Source organism: Sphingopyxis flava (assembly GCF_900168005.1).
Lineage (GTDB): Bacteria > Pseudomonadota > Alphaproteobacteria > Sphingomonadales > Sphingomonadaceae > Sphingopyxis > Sphingopyxis flava.
Window position 1 is genome coordinate 54,590 of the sequence record NZ_FUYP01000013.1, and the last position, 19,015, is coordinate 73,604.

Sequence of the window (19,015 nt, forward strand, 5' to 3'; positions counted from 1 at the left end):
GTGCCGCGCAGCGCGATCGTGTCAGCTCCTATTGACAAGGTCAGCCTATCCTGTCATTTTGTCAATAACACCTGACATTGGGTCAGGGGTGCTTGACGGATGGGCGGAGCCCCGCGTGAACAACCAATTGAAAGTGCTGCGCGCGATGCGAAATTGGAGCCAGGCCGAATTGGCCCAGCGGCTCGACGTGTCGCGCCAGGCCGTGAACGCGATTGAAACGGGCAAATATGACCCCTCGCTCCCCCTCGCCTTCAAGCTGGCGCGATTGTTCGGCATGCCGATCGAGGAGATTTTCGACGATGGTTTCAAAGGAGAGGATGATGGCCGCTGACCCCAAGGAATCCCGCGCGCCGGGGATCGTCTTGCCCGTCCTGATCTCGCTTGGCGCTGTCATGCTCGCCGGCGTCTTCGCGGGCTATAATGACGCGACCGTCGAAGCCGGGCGCACGCCGCTCGCGCCATGGGTCGGCCCGCTCGTCGCCGCAGCGTTCGGGATCGGAGGCCTTACCCTTTACTTCCGTCGCCACGCCGGCTGGTTTCGTGCGCTCTCACCGCGCCAGCACCGCTATTGGTCGGCGCTCGGCCTCTCGGCCATCATCGGCGGCATCATCGGGGGGTGGATGGTGCTTGACCAGGAAACGGGCCGCGACGCGGCGGATCTCTTCGGCAGCGGCGCGCTGAGCCCGAGCTTCGCCCTGGGCGCCTCGCTGCTGTGGGCCGGCGGACTTGCTGTCGGCATGATCCTCTATCACCGCGCCATCGACGACCATGAAGAGCGCGCGTGGCTGTGGGCGGGGCTGGCAGGCTGGTATGCCTTCATTTTCCCCGCGCCCGTCTGGTGGGTCCTTCATCGCGCAGCGCTCGCCCCGCCCGTCGATGTAATGCCGCTCTTCCTCGTCTCCTTGCTGGTGAACGGCGCCGTCTATCTCTGGCTGAAGTTTCGCTGAGTTCTTTCCGCTTCTTCCCCAACCGCTACAACCTCTTTCCAGAAAGGCCTCCCCCGATGAAAAAATGGATCAAGGCGTTCGCCACCTCCTGCGCGATCATCCCGCTCGCGCAATGTGCTCTGATCCCCGGCAACAGCTACGCGTTCGAACCAGCGGCGCAGGTCGCTCCCGTCGCGCCGGTGGCAACGCAGCCCCTCCAGACTATCGATGCCGATCCCGCCTTGTGGGTGGTGAAGGATGAGGACACGACCATCTATCTGTTCGGCACGATCCATGTCCTGAAACCGGGCCTAAGCTGGTTCGACGAAGCTGTGAAGGATGCCTTTGACAAATCAGACCAGCTGATGCTCGAGATCGTGATGCCCGAAGATCAGGCCGAAATGGCCAAGATCATGTTGCCCTTGGCGATCGATCAGAGCGGCAAGACGCTATCGTCGCGCCTCGGGGCTGAAGATCTTGCAGCCTATCAGGCAGCGATGACGAAGGTCGGCGTGCCGCCTGCCCAGTTCGACATGTTCGAGCCATGGTTCGCAGGCATCACGCTCACAATGCTTCCGCTGATCAAGCTCGGCTACGCCCCCGAACAGGGCGCCGAAAAGCAGCTGACGGGCTTTGCCAAGAGCGCGACCAAACCGGTCACAGGGCTTGAAACGATCGAACAGCAACTCGCCATCTTCGACACGCTGCCTGAAGACCAGCAGCTCGCCTTCCTCAATGCGGTGGTCAAGGATATCGACAAGGTCGGCACGACGCTCGACACGCTGGTCGAGCAGTGGAGCAAGGGCGATCCTGAAGGGTTGGCTGCGACGATGAACGAAAGCCTGGAGGCGACGCCTGAGCTCGCCGAGGCACTGCTTTATCGGCGAAATGCCAATTGGGCCGACCAGATCAAGACACGGATGGAGGAGCCCGGAACGGTCTTCATCGCGGTCGGCGCAGGGCATCTGGCTGGCAAGCGGAGCGTGCAGGATTATCTGAAGGAACGCGGTCTGACGGTGACGCGGGTCGACTATTGACCCGCGAGCGCCGCCCTGCCTCATCGGGCGGCCGCATCACGGCCGCCCTTTTCGCCTGCCTGCTCGCGGCCTGCTCGCCGAGCCAGGAGACCCAAAAGGCGCATCCCGCGATGTGGCTCGCCGAGGACGAGGATACGCGTATTTATCTCCTCGGGACGATGCATGCGCTTCCTCACTATATCGACTGGGACGGCGGCAAGGTCGCGGAGGCCGTCGCGGCGGCGGGCGAGCTCATCATGGAGCTTTCGCCCGATGAACTCGCAGCGGCGGGCGAGGAATTTGCGCGCCTCGCGCCGCGCCCGGCGCCGCTGCCGATCGAGAAGCGACTGACGCCCAGCGCCCTTGCGCACTACCGCGCGCTCGAGGCGGGCGGGCCAGCCTTTGAAGCTGATGCTCTCGACGATTGGGCGGTCATGGTCTTGATGGGCCAGCGCGTCGCACAGCGTGCCGCGCTCACGCCGGAAAATGGCGTCGAGGCGCAGCTGACCGACGATTTTCGCGCCGCCGGAAAGCCGATTGGCGGCCTTGAAACGGCGCGAAGCCAGCTCATGCTGTTCGAAGGCCTCGATCCGGAGACGCAGCGCGCACTGCTCACGCGCGCGGCCGAGGGCGCCGCCGAGGCGGTGGCGGATGTTCGCGCGCTAACCGCCGCCTGGTCGCGCGGCGATGTCGCAGCGCTCGAAAAGGTGGTCAACGAGGATATCGATGCGGTGCCCCGTGCCCGCGAGGCCATCATCACGGGGCGCAACCGTGCCTGGAGCGGCTGGATCAAACGCCGCATGGCAAAGCCGGGCACGGTGATGGTCGCGGTGGGCGCGGGGCATCTGGTCGGCAGCGAGGGCGTGCCTGCGATGCTTGCCGCCGATGGCCTCATGGTGCGGCGCGTCCAGTAAGGGCGATAGGCGCGCCGCCCCCTCGATTACCGCGCCCCGCGCCTGCGCCATTTGGTCCACAAATGCCGCGCGAGAAGCTGCGGCGGCATGCGCAGCCAGTGTGAGCGGATGTAGAAGGCCTGCCGTAGCGCAAAATCGCCCGCCCGGCCCCAATCGTCGCGTGCAAGGAGGCGCCGCATGAACCAGCGGTCACGCGGGTCGCGCCGGTCCCAGTCTCCGGGAAGCGCCGCGCCGAAAACATCGCGCGCGAGCCGGGCGGCGCGGTGGACCACCGCGCGCAGGCCGTGCTTGTCGGCACGCGCGTCAAGCCGACCCCAGAAATCGGGGTCCGCCGCGACAAAATCGCGCGTCAGGCAATGAAAATCCCATAGATTGCGCAGTCCCCCCTGCATGTCGCCATCGGCGAGCAGATGCGCGGCCGAGTGGCAGGCCATGTCGGCATGCGCCAGCACGGCAAAGCCGCTTTCGGTCATCACCGCATCGGTCACGAGTGCGAGCGGATCGGGTGTCGTGCGGTGCGTTTGCGGCAGGATCGTATGGTGGACGTCGATCATCCGGTCGCGCGTCTTGTGAATCAGCGGGGGCAGCTCGTGCATATGATCACGGTAATAGGCGTCGTCATAGGGATCGGACTTCACCCATTCCCAGCCCGCCTCGAGCAGTTCATTTTCGGCGCGGCCGATATCGTGCACGGGGACGAGAATGTCGAGGTCGCCAATCTGCCGCCCCGCGGCGCACGAAAGCCCCGCCGCGGCATAGGCCGTTCCTTTCAGCAGGATGAATTCGATGCGCTCGCTGGCCAGCGCGCGGCGCGCCATTTCGGCCTCCCACAGCGCCTGCTTCGTCGCAACCGCACCCGCGGCGCGCGCATCGAAAAAGAGCGCCGCCACTGGCGCGGGGAGCGGCGCATCCTCGAGCCGGTGCGCCAGAGCCGCGAGCATCGCCTCGCCGCGCGCAACGCCGATCACGCCCTCCCAATCGCGGGCGGAGAGCGTCGCCGTCTCGCACCTGCCTGCAAGGAGGTCGATGAGATGCTGCACCGCCCTCACGATACCGCCTCGGCCCAGAGCTCCTCGACGAGCGCGAGACCTGCCGCGCTGTCGGGATAGGAAATGCCAAAGGCAGGGACCGTGCGCACGAGCCGCGTCAGCGCCCCGAAGCCCGCCTCGCCGAGCGCGGTGTAGTTGGTCGACGCCTCGGTCAGGCGAACGAAGGCCTCACCCTCGCCGATGCGCTCGATCGCTGCCGCGTCGCCAAAACGCGGGAAGAGCAGCAGCGCCGGGCGCGCGGGCTCGTGCATCGCCGCGACTGCCTCCGGGCGCGGGATCAAGTGCTGGATATCGCCCTTGGGCGTACCCGAAAGGAGCGGGCCAAGCCGCGCGGCGTCGACCCGCGCCGCCATTTCGCCAATCGCCTCATTCTTGAGGCTCACGGCGCGCGGAAAGGCGAGTGCGTCTCCGCTTCCAGGGTCGATCATCGTGAATTCGTCGCCCATCAGCCGCCAACCGCTCTCGCCGAGCAAGGCTGCGAGCGTCGATTTGCCCGATCCCGAGATCCCCGACATCAGGACGCTCCTGCCGTCCCGCGCGGCGGCGCTCGCGTGAAGCAAGAGATGTCGCCGCCAGCCGAGCGCAACCTGAAGATTCATCCCCATTTCAGCGGCGAGCAATCCCATCGAGAGCGGCAGCGGCAGCGCGTCGGGCACAATGAAGTCGCCGCCGATATGCACCGAGGGGCGCAGCCAACGTCGCCACGGCCGCGCCGCGAATAGGCGCACCGTCGCATCGGCGGGGCGCACAGGATCCCCAGGATAGTCCGCATAGAGTGTCTCAAGCGCGGCGATCGGCGCGCGCCAGTCGCTCCCGATGCGGAACCGGACGGGGCCTACCGTGATGCGCGTGCTGTGCCTCACGCGGGTTCCACGAGACCAAGGGCGGCAAGTTCGCGCAGCCGTTCGCTCAGGACCGCGCGCGTCTCGGCGCCGTCGGGAAGGTCGAAACGCGCCGCGAGGCGCATCGCGAGCAGCGACGCGTTGCAGGCCTCGCCGCCCATTGCCGCCAATATCTCGGGGAGCGGCGAGACGACGAGATGCGTCTGCGTGGACCGGCGGTCGAAGATGGCGGTCACCTCGCCAAGCGGCTCGACGCGCAGCGCCTCGGCGGGCGCGGCGCGAAAGGTCGGATCAGCCATAATCTTCAGCGGCAGCAATGAGCTTTGCCAGGATCGCCATCAGAGCGGTGCGCTCGGACGCGCTGATATGCGACTCAAGTCGCTCCTCAGTCGCAAGCGCGGCGGGGACGATGGCGTCGTAGAGCGAGCGGCCGGTTTCGGTGAGATCGAGGTGATGCGAGCGTCCATCGGCCTCGTGGGCCTGGCGGGCGATGAGCTGGCGGTCGGCGAGTGCCTTGGCGGCGCGATTGACCGTCACCTTGTCCATCCGCGTCGCCTGCACCAGCTCGCGCTGGGTCATCGGCTTGCCTTCGCCGAGAACCGCCATCAGCCGCCATTCGGGAATCTTCAGTCCGAAGCGGTTTTGATAGTCAGCAGCGATCCTTTCCGACAAGGCGTTCGAAGCTATCGACAGGCGATAGGGCAGGAACTGATCGAGGTTCAGCGTCTTGGCGGCCATGGCCCACCGTATTATCGTCTGTTCGGCGTCTGTGAAGACAGGCTGACGATTAAATCCGCCTAAAAAGAGAGGCGCGCGCCAACCCAGAGCGTCCGGGGGGTCGCACGTTCGACGATTCCCGCCGAGGAAATCGCCGTCGCCACCAGCGCGTTGAAGAGATTCTCGCCCCGCGCCTCGATGCTGACCGCATCCAGAACGCGCCACGAAAGGCCCGCCTCGAGCGTCAGCGCGTCGTCCAGTTGCTGGAGCCCCAGATCGTCCTCATTCTGCCTGCCGACATAGCGAAGCGTCGCAAAGCCCCCGAACGGGCCGTCGCCGCGGCTGCTTAGCGAGACGCTTCCGCTGTGTTTCGCGACCTGCGCCGGCCGGAGCCCGTCGAGAACGGACGCAGCGCCCGAGGCATCGACGCGCGCGTCGGTAAGCGCATAGCTGGCGCGCAGCCTCAGCGGGCCGAGCGGGGCGTCGGCGCTGAATTCAACCCCAGCGCTGTCGATCGCGTCCAGATTCTGTCGCTGGCTGTAAGTCGCCCCCGCCGCGACGAAGCCGACGCCGGGGAAATTACCTGGCCCGGTTCCGAGCGTTACGTTGGCGATCGCATTTTCGAGGCGATTGCGAAAAATTGTGAACCCGATATGCGCGCTGCCCAGCCCCAGATCGACGCCGGCCTCGCCGCCCCACAGCCTCTCGGGGCGCAGCAGCGCATTCGCTGCCGTCGCATCGGGGCCGACGCGGAAGGGACGGTAGAGTTCGTTGAGCGTCGGCAGCCGCCAGCCGCGATAGACGGCCGCCCGGATCGCGACCGGCCCTGCGGTCCAGCGCAGCCCGGCACGCCCGCTCGCCTCCCATCCTTCCCGCGCGGCAAAATGCGCATCGCTGATTACCGGCCCGGCAATCTGGGTTTCGAAGCGATAGCCCGCGCCGAGCCACCAGCGATCGATACGCCCGCTCGCGGTCCACAGGAGCCCTTCGTGGGCGTCGCCCGAAGTCCATTCGGCGAAGAGGCCCACCGTGTCGCTGCTCCCCCCCGCGATGCGGTGGCGGCCGGGGACGAGCCCCGCGAACATATAATCCTCCTGCGTCCGCCCGGCGGTCCGCCGCCAGTCGACGCCGAGGCGCAGCGGAAAGGCGCCGCCGACCGCGGGGCGCAGCTCGACGCGCGCGCCAAGGCCGGTTGCCGGCACCCGCTGGCGGAGCGCGGGCGCGACGCCATCCCGATCCGCAGCGACGCTCGCAAAGCCGCTGTCGAACTCGCGAAGCTGGAGATAGGCGAGCGCGAGCCACTGCACGCCCGCGCCAGGCTGATGGAGAAAGCGCAGGCTGGCGTCGACGCCATCGACCTTGCTGGTCGTAAAATCGATGCCGCGGTCGCGCCGGTCGGAAAAACCGCGGAGGCTCGCCTCGATGCGACCATGGTCGCCCGCGTCAAAGCGCAGCCGCGCGCCAAGCCCGCCCTGCTCATAGGGCGCCGCCCGATCGGCCGCGCCGCGCTGGCTCTCGGCGACCGGAATGAAGCCGTCGCTGCGGCCGTAGCGGCCATCGACCGCAAGCCACCCGTTGCCGAGCCGCGTTCCCGCGCTCGCCGACAAGTCGACACTGTCGCGGCTACCGTAGGCGGCGCTCGCCTCGCTTCCCTCGGTGATTTCAGAATAAAGTCCGATTGTTCCCGCCAGCGCACCTGGACCATCGACCCCGCTCCCGCCGCCGCGCGCGACGATGATGCCGCCGAGCCGGATCGCATCATAGGCGCTCCACGCAACCCAGCCCCCGAAAGGGTCGGCCTGCGGAACGCCGTCGAGGGTGATCAGCGCGCGACTTGACGCATTGCCGCCCAGTCCGCGCAATGTGACGCCCTGGCTCGTCGGATGTGCGCTGCGGCCATCCGAGCGCCGAAACTGCGCCAGCCCGCCCTCGTCGCGCAGGCGATTCTCGATTCGCGTGCCAAGCCCGGGTTCAAGGTCGCGCACGATTGCAAGTGACTGGATCGCGTTGGCGTCGGTCGGCTTGAGCGATCCGCCTCCGATGACGATGATCTCCTCGAGCGGGACATAGCGTGCCGGGATGATGACCGGTTCGTCCTTGTCCTTCGCCATCGCCGCGGCCGGCAGCGCCAGCACGGCGGCTCCAACCGCCAGGCGGATCACGCTCTCTTCACCGCGTCGGGATGCGCCTTTTGAAACGCCTCAAGCGCCATGCAGGCAGCGTCGATCGCGACAAGACGCGGAAAGGCATCGAGCTGCACCTCGAAGCGGCGTGCATTGTACATCTGGGGCACGAGGCAGCAATCGGCGATCCCCGGCATGTCGCCGCCGAGATAGCGCCCCTCCCCGGCCATGGCCTCGAGCGCCTCGAACCCTTCGCTTATCCAGTGGCGGTACCAATGATCCTTGGTCTGTTCGTTGAGCCCGAGGTCGCGCTTCAGATATTTGAGTACGCGCAGATTGTTGAGGGGGTGGATGTCGCACGCGACAACATGCGCCTGCGCGAGCGCGACCGCGCGCGGCATCGGCGCATCGGGGATCAGCCGCGGTTCGGGATGAGCGCGGTCGAGCCAGTCGATGATCGCAAGACTCTGGATGATCGCCTCCCCATCAGCGACGAGCATCGGCACGAACCCTTGGGCATTTTGCGCCAGATAGGCGTCGCTCTTCTGCTCGCCTGCGATCAGGCTGACCTCGACGCGCTCGTAATCGAGCCCTTTCAGGTTGAGCGCGATGCGGACGCGAAAGCTTGCCGAGGAGCGGAAATAATCGTGAAGGACGAGCAAGGCCATGTCTTGCCTAATGCCCGTCCTTCGGCATCTCGGCAATCCATTGCCGAAGCAGCGCCGCGCCTTCCTTGTGGACGGTCGAGCGACCGACCTCGGGCATGGCAATCCCCGCCTCAAGGCTTTCGAGCCGGTAGATGAGAAAGCTGTTATCGGGATCGCCGGGCCGAATCGCAAATTCCATCCCGCCGCTGCCGCGTCCCGCCGCGGTCGGACGCTTGCGGATACCATAGTTGATGCCGGCCGGATCGCTCCAGCGCAGGAAGAGCCCGCTGTTCGACGCGCTTCCCTCGGGATTGTGGCAATGGGCGCAGTTGACGTCGAGATAGGCGCGTGCGCGCTCTTCGATCGAGCCGGTCGCGGGATCGTCCCAGCGTGGTATCGACAGGGCGCTCGCGGGCAGTTCGGCAAAGAAGCGCGCGAATTCCGGGCGGCTGAGCGCGGCGGCGAAATCGATATTGGCTGCCTTGGGCCCGATCGGCACGATCTCGCCTCGCTTGCTATGGCATTCCTTGCATTGATTCTTGTTGGGCACCGCATAGCGGATGCTGTGCGCATCGCCGCCCGGGCTCTTGAAGCTTACCGGCACCCGGCGCCCCGCCAAGGCGAGCGTGGCATCCTTGCCGTCGGCGTCCCAGAGATAGGGGAGCGCCGTCCAGCCGCTCGCGCGGTGAAGCAGGAGCCGCGTCTCGACCGGCCGTCCGCCGTTATGGTCGGGCCAAGCGAAGCTCTTGACGATCATGCTGCCGAGAGGAAAATCGATTTGCCCGTCCGCTGCGACACGCGCTTTCTCGCCTGGCGGCACCCAGATCAGCCGCTTTTTGCCGGCATAGTCGCTAAAGAGCGGCGTGCGCAGCGTGTAAGGGAGCAGCGCGTCAATGGGCTCGCTGGTTCCAGGCCGAAAAATGCCGAAGGCCGAAAGCTTCGCGGGCATTTCTCTGCCGTCGATCACCGCCTGGTTCGGCGTGGGCTCAGGCAGCGCGCCGGCCATGCTGGCGCACAAAAGGGCCGCGGCGGCCGCTGCCGCGATGCGCTTCACTGGACGCGCGCCTCCATGCTCGCGGGCAAGGTGACACCAGCGAGCGGCTCGGAAGCGTCGCCCTTGAGGTCGGCAGGCGACGGCTTCGCTTCGCTCTGCGGCGTGCCGACGTCGGGGAGGTTGAGCGAGAGCACGCCGACCTCATCGTTGACGATCGCGCTCCCGGCGCCGTCCCACAGCACGGGCGGAATATTGCCGCCCATCGCGGCGGCGATCTCGGCCCCCCCGGGAAAGGCTGGGGCAAAGCCCGCATTGCCGTGCTGATTGTCCCACACCGCAATGTCCTTGGGGAGCGGCTGATATTTTTCGTCCTCATAAGGATAGCGGTAGCCGACGATCATCACATTCGCCGTGCCATTGTCGGCGAGCAGATTGCCGAAAATCTCGACGCGGCTGTTCGCCATGACCAGCACGCCGGTGCCGGTCGGCACGCTCGCGACGATATTGCCCTTGGGCGCGAAATTGGGCGTGCTGTTGTCGCTCACCACATTGTCGAAGACGCGGACATTATGCCCCCCCTGCTGCGGCAGGCTCGGCAGATCGAAAACCAGGATCCCGCCCGTATTCTTCGTTGCGATATTGTCGTGGACGTCGGCGTCGTAGCAATTCTCGATTTCGATCCCTGCGACATTTTCCATCGCTATCGAATCGCGCACGACGATATTCTTCGACTGGCCGACATAGATGCCCGCGTCGGACGCGCCGCGGACATAGACGCTGTCGATCAGCACGTCGCGGCTCTCGACCGGATAGATGCCGTAGGCGCCATTGGTCTCCTTCGGCCCCGCGGTCCATTCGACGCGCAGTTGATGGTAGACGATACGGTCGGCGCCCTTCGACTTGATGCCATCGCCTTTGGTGTTGAGGACCGCGAAATTGGTGAGATAGACGTCGTCCGAAGTGACGAGAAGCCCCTCGCCCGCGCCCTGCTGGCCCGAAAAATCAAGGATCGTGCCATCGCCATCCTTGGTGCCTGCGCCGCGCAGCGTGACATTGTCGACGTCGAGCGAGAGCCCGTCGGTGAGCGTCCAGGTGCCGGCGCCCAGTTCGACAACGTCGCCAGGCTCGGCGAGGATCAGCGCTTCTTGCAATTTCTCGTTCGCATCGGGGGCGCCCGCGGCGACGCTGATCGTCTTTGCCGCGGCGGGGCTGGTCGCGGCGGCGACCGCGGCGATGAATGTAACCCAGTGGACTTGCATCAACTCTCTCCCTGCTTTTAGCCGCAGCATGCGGCAAGCCGCGAGAGATGCCAAGGCCTTGCTGACAGTGATGTAGATCAGCTCGCCCCCGCGGGACGCGCAGGAGACGCAGCTAGGGCGCGTCGCCCAAGATCCACTCGACCCCGGCGGCGACATGGATGCGCGCTGTGTCAAAGATGGGCAGCACATTGGCATCGGGATCAACGAGCATGACGAGTTCGGTGCAGGCAAGCACCAGCGCCTGAACGTCCTGCTTGGCGATATCGGTGATGAAGGTGCGCATGGTGCGACGCGAATCCTCGGTCACCTTGCCCTGCATCAGCTCATCGTAGACGATGCGGTCGACTTCCTCGGCGCGGCTTCCGTCATAAGGAGCAAGCGTCAGCCCGTAACGCACGAGGCGCTGGCGATACCATGCTTCGGTCATCACATTGCGCGTGCCGATGATCGCGGCTGACTTGACGCCGTCGGCGCGCATCTTCTCGCCGGTTTCGTCGACGATGTGGAGAAGCGGGATCGAGATGGCGGCCGCGACATCTTCCGCCACCTTGTGCATCGAGTTCGCTGTGATCATCAGCGCCGTCGCGCCCGCATCCTCAAGCCGCTTTGCCGATTGGATCAGCGCAGCCCTGGCATGCGCCCATTGCTCGGGCGTGGTCAGCCGCGAGAGGTCGCAATAGTTGAGGCTTTCAAGCAGGATCGGCGCCGAGCAGCCTGTCCCGATCCGCTTTTGCACCCCCTTGTTGAGGTGGCGATAATAAATCTCGGTCGAGGCCCAGCTCATGCCGCCGATGAGGCCGATCTTGCGCATATCGTTCCCAAACTCCGCTCGCCCCGCCTCGTCGAACGTCCCAGCTTCCTTGCCTTGACGGGCACCTACATTGCTTCGGCTAGCGCCGGGCGAGCGGTTCGCCGATGACGTGTCAGTGCCCGCCGCCGTTCAGCGCCTTGACGATGTCGTCGGCCATTTTCTTCGCATCGCCAAGAAGCATCATCGTCTGGTCCATGTAAAAGACGTCGTTGTCGACGCCGGCATAGCCGACCCCGCCCATCGACCGCTTCACGAACAGCACGGTCTTCGCCTTTTCGACGTCGAGCACCGGCATGCCATAGATCGGCGACGATTTGTCGGTCTTCGCCGCCGGGTTGGTCACGTCGTTGGCGCCGATGACAAAAGCGACGTCGCATTGCGCGAACTCGCCGTTGATGTCCTCGAGCTCGAACACCTCGTCATAAGGGACATTCGCCTCGGCGAGCAGCACGTTCATATGGCCGGGCATGCGCCCCGCGACCGGGTGGATCGCATATTTGACGTTCACGCCCTCTTTCTTGAGCAGGTCCGCCATTTCGCGCAGCGCATGCTGCGCCTGCGCAACCGCCATGCCATAGCCGGGGACGATGATGACATTTTCCGCCTGGCTCATCAGGAAGGCGGCATCGTCGGCGCTGCCGGGCTTCCACGGCCGCTGCTCCTTCGCGCCGCCCGCACCGGCGCTCGCATCGGCGCCGAAGCCGCCCGCGATCACGCTCAGGAAGCTGCGGTTCATCGCGCGGCACATGATGTAGGAGAGGATCGCACCCGACGAGCCGACGAGCGCGCCGGTGATGATCATCGCCGTATTGTGGAGCGTAAAGCCCATCGCCGCCGCGGCCCAGCCCGAATAGCTGTTGAGCATCGACACGACGACCGGCATGTCGGCGCCGCCGATCGGGATGATCAAGAGGAAGCCGATCACGAAGCTGAGCGCGGTGACGGTCCAGAAGACCCATGGGCTTTGGTCGAAAGTGAAATAGGCAACGAGGCCGATGATCGCGGCGAGCGTGCCGAGATTGATGACGTGGCGCAGCGGCAGGATGATCGGCGCGCCCGACATGTTGCCGTTGAGCTTCAGGAAGGCGATGACCGACCCCGAGAAAGTGATCGCGCCGATCGCGATGCCGAGACCCATCTCGACGCGGCTGACGGTGAAGATCTGCCCGGCCGCGTCGGCGATGCCGAAGGCTCCGGGGTTGAGATAGGCCGCCGCCGCGACGGCCACGGCGGCAAGGCCGACGAGGCTGTGGAACGCCGCGACGAGCTGCGGCATCGCGGTCATCGCGATGCGGCGCGCCATCACGATACCGATGACCGCGCCGATGCCGATCGCACCGATCACCTCAATGGGGTTGGCGAGCTCGTGGGTCAGCAGCGTGGTGACGACCGCGATCGCCATGCCCGCCATGCCGAAACGGTTGCCGCGGCGCGACGATGCGGGCGACGACAGGCCGCGCAGCGCAAGGATGAAGAAAACCCCGGCGACAAGATAGGCCAGAGCCACCCAGGGATTGATCGGTGCGACGTCGTGCATGTGAAACTCTTCCCCTGTAGAGCGCGCCTCAGCAGCTCGTCAAAATTATCAGTTTATGAGCGCCTTAGCGCTCTTTTTTCTTGTACATGGCGAGCATGCGCTCGGTGACCGCAAAGCCGCCGAAAATATTGACGCTTGCCATGACGACCGCGGCGAGGCCGAGCCATTTCGAGAGCGGCGAGCCCGCCGCGGCGCTCGCGATCAGCGCGCCCACGATGATGACCGAAGAAATCGCATTGGTCACGCTCATCAGCGGCGTGTGCAGCGCCGGCGTCACCGACCAGACGACGAAATAGCCGACAAAACAGGCGAGGACAAAAATCGAGAAAATCGCAATGAAGTCCATGTTCTATCTCCCGATCTTCTGTTAACCGAGCAGCCGCTCATTGACGACCTTGCCGCCCTGCGTCAGGCGCACCGCATTGCCGATCTCTTCGTCGAGCACGGGCCGGCCGGCTTCCTTGTCCCAGAAGGCCGAAAGGAAGTTGAACAGGTTGCGGCTGAACAAGGCGCTGGTGTCGGCGGGCATCAATGCGGCGATATTCTTGGCACCGATCACGGTGACGCCGTGGATGCGCTTCGTCTCGCCCGCGACCGAGCCCTCGACATTGCCGCCGCTTTCGGCCGCCATGTCGACGATCACGCTGCCACTGCGCATCGTCGCGAGCTGCGCGTCCGAAATCAGCCGCGGCGCAGGGCGCCCCGGGATCAGCGCGGTGGTGATGACGATGTCCTGCTTGGCGATATGCGATGATACGAGCTCAGCCTGCGCTGCCTTATATTCGTCGGACATTTCGGTGGCATAGCCGCCCGCGCCCTCGCCCTCGATCCCCGCGACGCTCTCGACGAAGATCGGCTTGGCGCCGAGGCTGAGGATCTGTTCCTTGGTCGCGGCGCGCACGTCGGTCGCGCTCACCTGCGCGCCCAAACGCCGCGCGGTTGCAATTGCCTGCAGCCCCGCGACGCCGACGCCCATGATGAACGCCTTGGCGGCGCTCACCGTGCCCGCGGCGGTCATCATCATCGGAAAGGCGCGGCCATAGGCGTTCGCCGCGATCAGCACCGCCTTGTAGCCCGCGAGATTTGCCTGGCTCGACAATATGTCCATCGACTGCGCGCGCGTGATGCGCGGCATGAATTCCATCGCCAACGCCTCGATCCCGAGCCTTGCATAGTCATCGACGCGCGCGCGCCCTCCAAAAGGATTGAGCCCGGCGGCGAGCCATGCGCCCTCGGCGAAGCCCGACAGCGTCGCAGGATCCGGGCCCTGCACGCCGAGGATGATGTTTGCCCCATTAAGCGTCTCGGCGCGGCTGCCGACGCTGGCGCCTGCGGCTGCATAATCGGCATCTGAGATCGAGGCTTGCTCGCCCGCGCCTGCCTCGACGGCAACATTGGCTCCAAGACCAATGAATTTCTTGACGGTTTCGGGGGTCGCAGCGACACGGGTCTCGCCAGCGGCGAGTTCCTTCAGGACGGCGATGCGCATGCCGGGCCGGTCAGGACGCGAGCAGAAGAACGACGAAGGCGGTCACGAGCACCGTGATGATCGCCCCTAGCTTGAACAGGCTGAGGAAGCCCGAATAGGTTTCCCGTGCTGCTTTGATATCCTGCTCGGACGACATTGGCTCTTCCCCTTATATTGCTCGCTTCGCGCGCGCCACACGCGCGCCTCGAATCTGGATTCGCGCAGGTCTTAGCTACGCCTTCTTCTATCCTCAAGTCCCGCCACGAAAGCAGCAAGGCCTTAATCGCCCTTTTACCCCTCTTGCCTAAACTAGGCGAGGAGAGCGGAACAAGGGCCCGACCAGGCCCACGAAGGGGCGGAAAGCAAGAGCAATGGCAAGCGCGCGCGACACACGAACGGTGATGATCGTCGACAGCGAACCGGCACAGCAGCGCTTTTTGTCGGCGCTGGTTTCGCGCGGCGGCTGGCGCAGCACGGTGGCGGGCGACACCGACACGGCTCTTGCCAAGCTCGGCACGCAGGAGGGTCTGGCGCTCGACGCGGTCCTCGTCGACCAGGGCGCGCCGGGCATTGCCATTCCCGAATTCGTCGCGGAGCTCCGGCGCTGGCGCCCCGCCCTGCCGCTCATTGTCATCACCATGCGCAACGGGGTCGAGGTCGCCGTCAGCGCCATGCGCGCCGGCGCGAGCGATTTCGTCCAGAAGCCCATAGCTCCCGATCGCTTGCTCGGCGCCCTCGATCGCGTCGCCTCGACCGCCGGTCCGCAGGGCGAGCTTCGTCCGCTCACCGAAAAGCTGCGCGCGCCGCTCGCCTTTGAGGAAATCATCGGATCGAGCCCGAGTTTCCGCAGCGCGCTTGCGATCGCCGCCAAGGCGGCCCGCGCGCGCGTGCCCGTGATGATCAACGGCAAGCCCGGCACCGGCAAGGAAGTCTTCGCGCGCGCCATCCACAGCGCGAGCCCGCGGGCGCGCGGGCAGCTTGTCATGGTCGACTGCTCGGCAGTGTCGCCGGGGCTCATCGGATCGGGCCTCTTCGGCCACGAGCGCGGCGCTTTTCCAGGCGCCTTCGACCGCCAGATCGGCCGCCTTGTCCAGGCCGATGGCGGAAGCATCATCATCGACCATGTCGAATGCATCCCGCTTGAGACGCAGGCCAAGCTTGTCGAATTCCTCAATACCGGCGAGGTGCAGATGATCGGCGGCACGATCCGCCAGAGCGTCGATGTGCGGATCATCTCGACCAGCGCGAGTCCGCTCGACAAGCTGATCGAGGCCGGGCATTTTCGCGAGGACCTGTTCTACGCGCTGTCGAGCGCCCAGCTTACCCTGCCTTCGTTGAGCGAACGCCGCGGCGACGTCGGTCCGCTCACCCGTCACTTGCTCGCGCGGATCAGCGGCCTCCCGGGGATGGGGCCGATCGGCGTCACCGACGATGCGCTCCGCCTGCTTGCAGCTTACGCCTGGCCGGGCAATGTCCGCCAGCTTCAGGACGTGCTGTTCCGCGCCGCGGTCGCGAGCAAGACCGATGTGCTCACGAGCGCCGATTTTGCCGCAATCGAGGCGGCGCTCGGCGGGAGCGGAGCAAACGGACAGGGAGAAATCGCGATCAACGGCGAAGCGATCGGCGTCACTCTCTATCTTCCCGACGGAAATCTGCGCCCGCTCGAAGAGATTGAGGCCGACGTGATCCGCCTCGCCATTGGCCATTACCGCGGTCGCATGAGCGAGGTTGCACGGCGCCTCGGCATCGGCCGCTCGACCCTCTATCGCAAATTGAGCGATCTGGGCATCGATACTGCGGCTTGAAATCGCAAGGCTTTGCGCCGCAAGCGGAGAAGTCGAGCTGCGCTGGCCTCATAAGGAGCATCCGGCGTAAAAGCCGCCGCCCTGGTCGCTCGCCGCGGCAATATGATCCAGCGGCGGCGAGGCAGACCAGAATCCGGCACAAATCAGGCTGTCCCGCGATCGCGGTCCGGATTGTCCCCCACCCTTGGGGCCATTATCATTTGTCGCATATGTATTTCGGCGGCTGAAGACGATCGCACGGCAATTTTCATACTCGTTGCCACGGCGATTCGGGCCTGCCCCTTGCGACCGTCCCTGCTTCACTATTATCGATAGGCTGTCGCCGTGCGGTCATCGTACAAGCGGTCATCATTTCTTCGCGGGGGTGGTATATGAAACAAGCGACCAAGAGGCCGAGCGCCAAGACCGTGCAGGCATTGCTGGAAAAACATGCGTGCCCGGTGCCATTCCACGAGGTGCGCACGCGGTTCCTGGGCAGTATCGCGACCCCCGTTGTATCGGTCTCGCCGGTACAGATCGTCGAGGATCTGTGGGACGGCGAATTGCCGACCTTCGATAATATCGATGCGGTCAACGAGCTGCTTGGCATCCTGCTGCGCGGCTTGTGGAACGACCTCACCCGGCATCAGAAACGCAGTCAGCCATTTCGATTGACCCGTATGACTGTGGAAACTGCCGAAGATCTGGGACGATATGGCCTTGTTCGTCTCCAGGAACTGGACGGGTTCATCGAGGGACTTTTCAATGGGGAGGATGTCATCGATCTGCCCGAGCGGGCGCACGAGGCCGTTGAGCGGCTTGCCGAGATGCGCGCCATGATGGCGGGGATCTGCGAACTCTTTTCGCAGAACCCGCATCTGGGCGCTCGACCAGAGATTGAAACAAGCGTCAGGCTCTTGCGTCAGATGACGCGGGTCATGGAGGCCGAGATTCATGAAGCTGTATTATCCTGCACCCGCGCACGCCTCGGGATGATGGAGAGCGTCTTCACCGAGAAGCCGACGGTGCATTGATGGCCGTGCCGGAAGAGCAGCTCCGCGAAACTGCGGAAGATTGAAGCCCTCTATGCTGGCGCCGGGGCGGAGGGTGAGACGTCGGCCGCGGGCGGCGCTGCGGAGCGTATCCGCCTTAGATTCGAGACAGCGAGCAAGCAGGCGCGGGCTGAGGAGTTTAAATTCTCAATTCCTGATCCTTGGTCTCGTCAGCTTTTCATCGCCCTATGCCGACGATATGGCATCAAGCCGTTCCGCTACTCGCGGATGCACCGTCAGACCGCGATAATCCGTGCCCCCGGCCAGCTTCGTCCAGACAACGCTATGGCCCGAGTTCGATGAATTGAGCGGCGCGCTCCACGCCCATCTCCACGAGATTACCGCGAAGATGGCGAGGAATGCTTGAAGCGACCCAGGATGCCGATGAGCTAATCGATCCGCACCGATTGCGGTGGTACATCCTCCATATTGCGCAGCCCGTTTTCATCGCTGACGATGCCGAGCCACTAATGGCTGACTGCAGGCATCCGCCACTTGGCAACAGGGTGCGGCATAATCCTGCGTTTAGAATGACGGCCTTATGGCAATAAGGATATGGTGACATTCAAACTTCCATGAGACCTGCCGCAAGGCCGAATGGCAAATAAAGAGTGACGCCCCATCGAGAGTTGAGGCTGCGACCCGCGAATCAGGCCGTCAGCGCTGCGTCCCTCAATCCGCGCCACACGCGCAGCGCCTGGCGATTCTCGGCTATGTCGTGCACGCGCAGCAATTGCGCGCCCTGCGATGCGGCCTGATAATGGAGCGCGACACTCCCGCCCAACCGCTGATCCGCAGGCGCCTCGTTATCGAGCGCGCCGACCATCCGCTTACGGCTCGCCCCGAACAGGATCGGACAGCCGAGCGTGTGAAACAGCGCCAGGCCGTTTACCAGCGCAAGATTGTCGGCGACCCCCTTGCCGAAGCCGAGACCTGGATCGACGATGATCTTCGCAGGGTCGATTCCGGCCGCGATACAGGCTGCGATGCGCGCTTCGAGCATATCGTAGACATCGAGGAGCGGATGATCATATCCGCTGCCCTCATGCGGGTCGCTCTTTGCCGACGGCGCGTGCATCAGCACAACAGGGCACCCAGCGCCCGTGACCACCTCCACCGCACGCGCATCGTAGCGCAGCGCCGAAATATCGTTGACGATCGCCGCTCCCGCAGCGAGGGCGGCCTCCATGACCGCGGCCTTGCGCGTGTCGATCGATACTGCGACGCCGCCCTTCGCAAGCGCCGCGACGACGCCCTCGACGCGCGCGACCTCGTCCCCTTCCCAGACCAGGGGCGCTCCGGGGCGCGTCGATTCGCCGCCGACATCGATGATGGCAGCCCCCGCCGCCGCCATGGCGAACCCCGCCTCGGCCGCTGCAACCGCGTCAACATGCTTACCGCCGTCGGAGAAGCTGTCGGGCGTCACGTTTAATATGCCCATGAGCTGCGGCTCATTAAGACGCACGGTCCTTTCGCCGAGCACGAGCGCGCTGCGCGGGCGCTGCACCGCGGCGCGCTGCGCCATTGCCGCCTGCCCGAGCGCGTCCGGCATCGCCGCGATCCAGTCATCGAGCTCGGGCACCGGCACAAGCGCCGATCGGGGGGCGCCGCCATCGCGCATGCTGATCTGCCACGCAGCGAACCAGAGCATCGTATCGGCGAGGCGTAGGCAGGCCTCATCGAGCTCGTGCGGCCGGTCAACGAAGCAGGCCGGGCGGAGATAGATTTTCGCGCTCGCCGAGGCGTTGCCGAGGCTGGGTCTGGTCAGCGCAGCAAACATGCTCCCCCTCTCCGTTCGTGCTGGATTCGCCGGCGCACTTTATTCCTCCCGCATGGTCCCAGGCCAGCATCGGCCCTTCGAAAGGCTTGGGCGAGG

The 19,015-nt window shown here is 65.2% G+C and carries 20 protein-coding genes; 6 read left to right on the forward strand and 14 right to left on the reverse strand.

Going from position 1 to position 19,015, the window contains the following annotated elements:
* Positions 1–115 precede the first annotated feature (115 nt).
* The 4 genes from B5X69_RS11950 to B5X69_RS11965 are packed head-to-tail and all read left to right on the forward strand — an operon-like array spanning position 116 to position 2,856.
* Positions 116–331, forward strand: a complete 216-nt coding sequence (locus B5X69_RS11950; RefSeq protein ID WP_079638975.1) for a helix-turn-helix transcriptional regulator — start codon at positions 116–118, stop codon at positions 329–331.
* Positions 321–947: a hypothetical protein gene (locus tag B5X69_RS11955; protein WP_245798713.1), complete on the forward strand. Its 627-nt coding sequence runs from the start codon at positions 321–323 to the stop codon at positions 945–947. Before B5X69_RS11950 ends, B5X69_RS11955 begins: the two co-directional genes overlap by 11 nt.
* Positions 948–1,003: 56 nt before the next feature.
* Positions 1,004–1,963, forward strand: coding sequence for a TraB/GumN family protein (locus B5X69_RS11960; RefSeq protein WP_079638922.1), 960 nt, complete (start codon positions 1,004–1,006; stop codon positions 1,961–1,963).
* Complete coding sequence (locus tag B5X69_RS11965; protein ID WP_245798714.1) at positions 1,960–2,856, forward strand: TraB/GumN family protein; 897 nt, start codon at positions 1,960–1,962, stop codon at positions 2,854–2,856. The genes B5X69_RS11960 and B5X69_RS11965 overlap by 4 nt, the downstream gene beginning before the upstream one ends.
* 26 nt (positions 2,857–2,882) lie before the next feature.
* Here B5X69_RS11965 and B5X69_RS11970 read toward each other — a convergent pair whose 3' ends face one another.
* The 13 genes from B5X69_RS11970 to B5X69_RS12030 form a co-directional block, all read right to left on the reverse strand.
* A complete protein-coding gene (locus B5X69_RS11970; RefSeq protein ID WP_079638923.1) occupies positions 2,883–3,905 on the reverse strand; it encodes a nucleotidyltransferase domain-containing protein in 1,023 nt (340 codons plus the stop codon).
* Positions 3,902–4,768, reverse strand: coding sequence for an HprK-related kinase A (locus tag B5X69_RS11975; RefSeq protein ID WP_079638924.1), 867 nt, complete (start codon positions 4,766–4,768; stop codon positions 3,902–3,904). Before B5X69_RS11975 ends, B5X69_RS11970 begins: the two co-directional genes overlap by 4 nt.
* Positions 4,765–5,046, reverse strand: coding sequence for an HPr-rel-A system PqqD family peptide chaperone (locus B5X69_RS11980; RefSeq protein ID WP_079638925.1), 282 nt, complete (start codon positions 5,044–5,046; stop codon positions 4,765–4,767). The genes B5X69_RS11975 and B5X69_RS11980 overlap by 4 nt, the downstream gene beginning before the upstream one ends.
* On the reverse strand, positions 5,039–5,485 hold the full coding sequence (locus B5X69_RS11985) for a MarR family winged helix-turn-helix transcriptional regulator (protein WP_079638926.1): 447 nt from the start codon (positions 5,483–5,485) through the stop codon (positions 5,039–5,041). The genes B5X69_RS11980 and B5X69_RS11985 overlap by 8 nt, the downstream gene beginning before the upstream one ends.
* 59 nt (positions 5,486–5,544) lie before the next feature.
* The gene (locus B5X69_RS11990) at positions 5,545–7,599 is read right to left on the reverse strand and encodes a TonB-dependent receptor (RefSeq protein WP_245798715.1); all 2,055 of its coding nucleotides are present in this window, start codon (positions 7,597–7,599) and stop codon (positions 5,545–5,547) included.
* 23 nt (positions 7,600–7,622) lie between these two features.
* Positions 7,623–8,255: a maleylacetoacetate isomerase gene (gene maiA / locus B5X69_RS11995; protein WP_079638928.1), complete on the reverse strand. Its 633-nt coding sequence runs from the start codon at positions 8,253–8,255 to the stop codon at positions 7,623–7,625.
* A 7-nt stretch (positions 8,256–8,262) separates the two neighbouring features.
* A complete protein-coding gene (locus B5X69_RS12000; RefSeq protein ID WP_079638929.1) occupies positions 8,263–9,288 on the reverse strand; it encodes an SO2930 family diheme c-type cytochrome in 1,026 nt (341 codons plus the stop codon).
* Entirely contained in the window at positions 9,285–10,487 is a 1,203-nt protein-coding gene (locus tag B5X69_RS12005; protein ID WP_079638930.1) for a parallel beta-helix domain-containing protein, read from the reverse strand. The genes B5X69_RS12000 and B5X69_RS12005 overlap by 4 nt, the downstream gene beginning before the upstream one ends.
* 112 nt (positions 10,488–10,599) lie before the next feature.
* Complete coding sequence (locus B5X69_RS12010) at positions 10,600–11,298, reverse strand: aspartate/glutamate racemase family protein (protein WP_079638931.1); 699 nt, start codon at positions 11,296–11,298, stop codon at positions 10,600–10,602.
* Positions 11,299–11,410: 112 nt separating this feature from the next.
* Positions 11,411–12,835: an NAD(P)(+) transhydrogenase (Re/Si-specific) subunit beta gene (locus B5X69_RS12015; RefSeq protein ID WP_079638932.1), complete on the reverse strand. Its 1,425-nt coding sequence runs from the start codon at positions 12,833–12,835 to the stop codon at positions 11,411–11,413.
* Between the two features lie 64 nt (positions 12,836–12,899).
* A complete protein-coding gene (locus B5X69_RS12020) occupies positions 12,900–13,181 on the reverse strand; it encodes an NAD(P) transhydrogenase subunit alpha part 2 (RefSeq protein WP_053554080.1) in 282 nt (93 codons plus the stop codon).
* A 21-nt stretch (positions 13,182–13,202) separates the two neighbouring features.
* A complete protein-coding gene (locus B5X69_RS12025; RefSeq protein ID WP_079638933.1) occupies positions 13,203–14,324 on the reverse strand; it encodes an NAD(P) transhydrogenase subunit alpha in 1,122 nt (373 codons plus the stop codon).
* A 10-nt stretch (positions 14,325–14,334) separates the two neighbouring features.
* Positions 14,335–14,460, reverse strand: coding sequence for an aa3-type cytochrome c oxidase subunit IV (locus B5X69_RS12030; RefSeq protein ID WP_079638934.1), 126 nt, complete (start codon positions 14,458–14,460; stop codon positions 14,335–14,337).
* 214 nt (positions 14,461–14,674) lie between these two features.
* Here B5X69_RS12030 and B5X69_RS12035 point away from each other — a divergent pair, with 214 nt between their 5' ends.
* Together B5X69_RS12035 and B5X69_RS12040 are read left to right on the forward strand one after the other, a co-directional pair.
* The gene (locus B5X69_RS12035; RefSeq protein ID WP_079638935.1) at positions 14,675–16,108 is read left to right on the forward strand and encodes a sigma-54-dependent transcriptional regulator; all 1,434 of its coding nucleotides are present in this window, start codon (positions 14,675–14,677) and stop codon (positions 16,106–16,108) included.
* Between the two features lie 371 nt (positions 16,109–16,479).
* Positions 16,480–17,121, forward strand: coding sequence for a hypothetical protein (locus B5X69_RS12040; RefSeq protein WP_079638936.1), 642 nt, complete (start codon positions 16,480–16,482; stop codon positions 17,119–17,121).
* A 667-nt stretch (positions 17,122–17,788) separates the two neighbouring features.
* Here B5X69_RS12040 and folP read toward each other — a convergent pair.
* A complete protein-coding gene (gene folP / locus B5X69_RS12050) occupies positions 17,789–18,919 on the reverse strand; it encodes a dihydropteroate synthase (protein WP_079638937.1) in 1,131 nt (376 codons plus the stop codon).
* Positions 18,920–19,015: the final 96 nt, after the last annotated feature.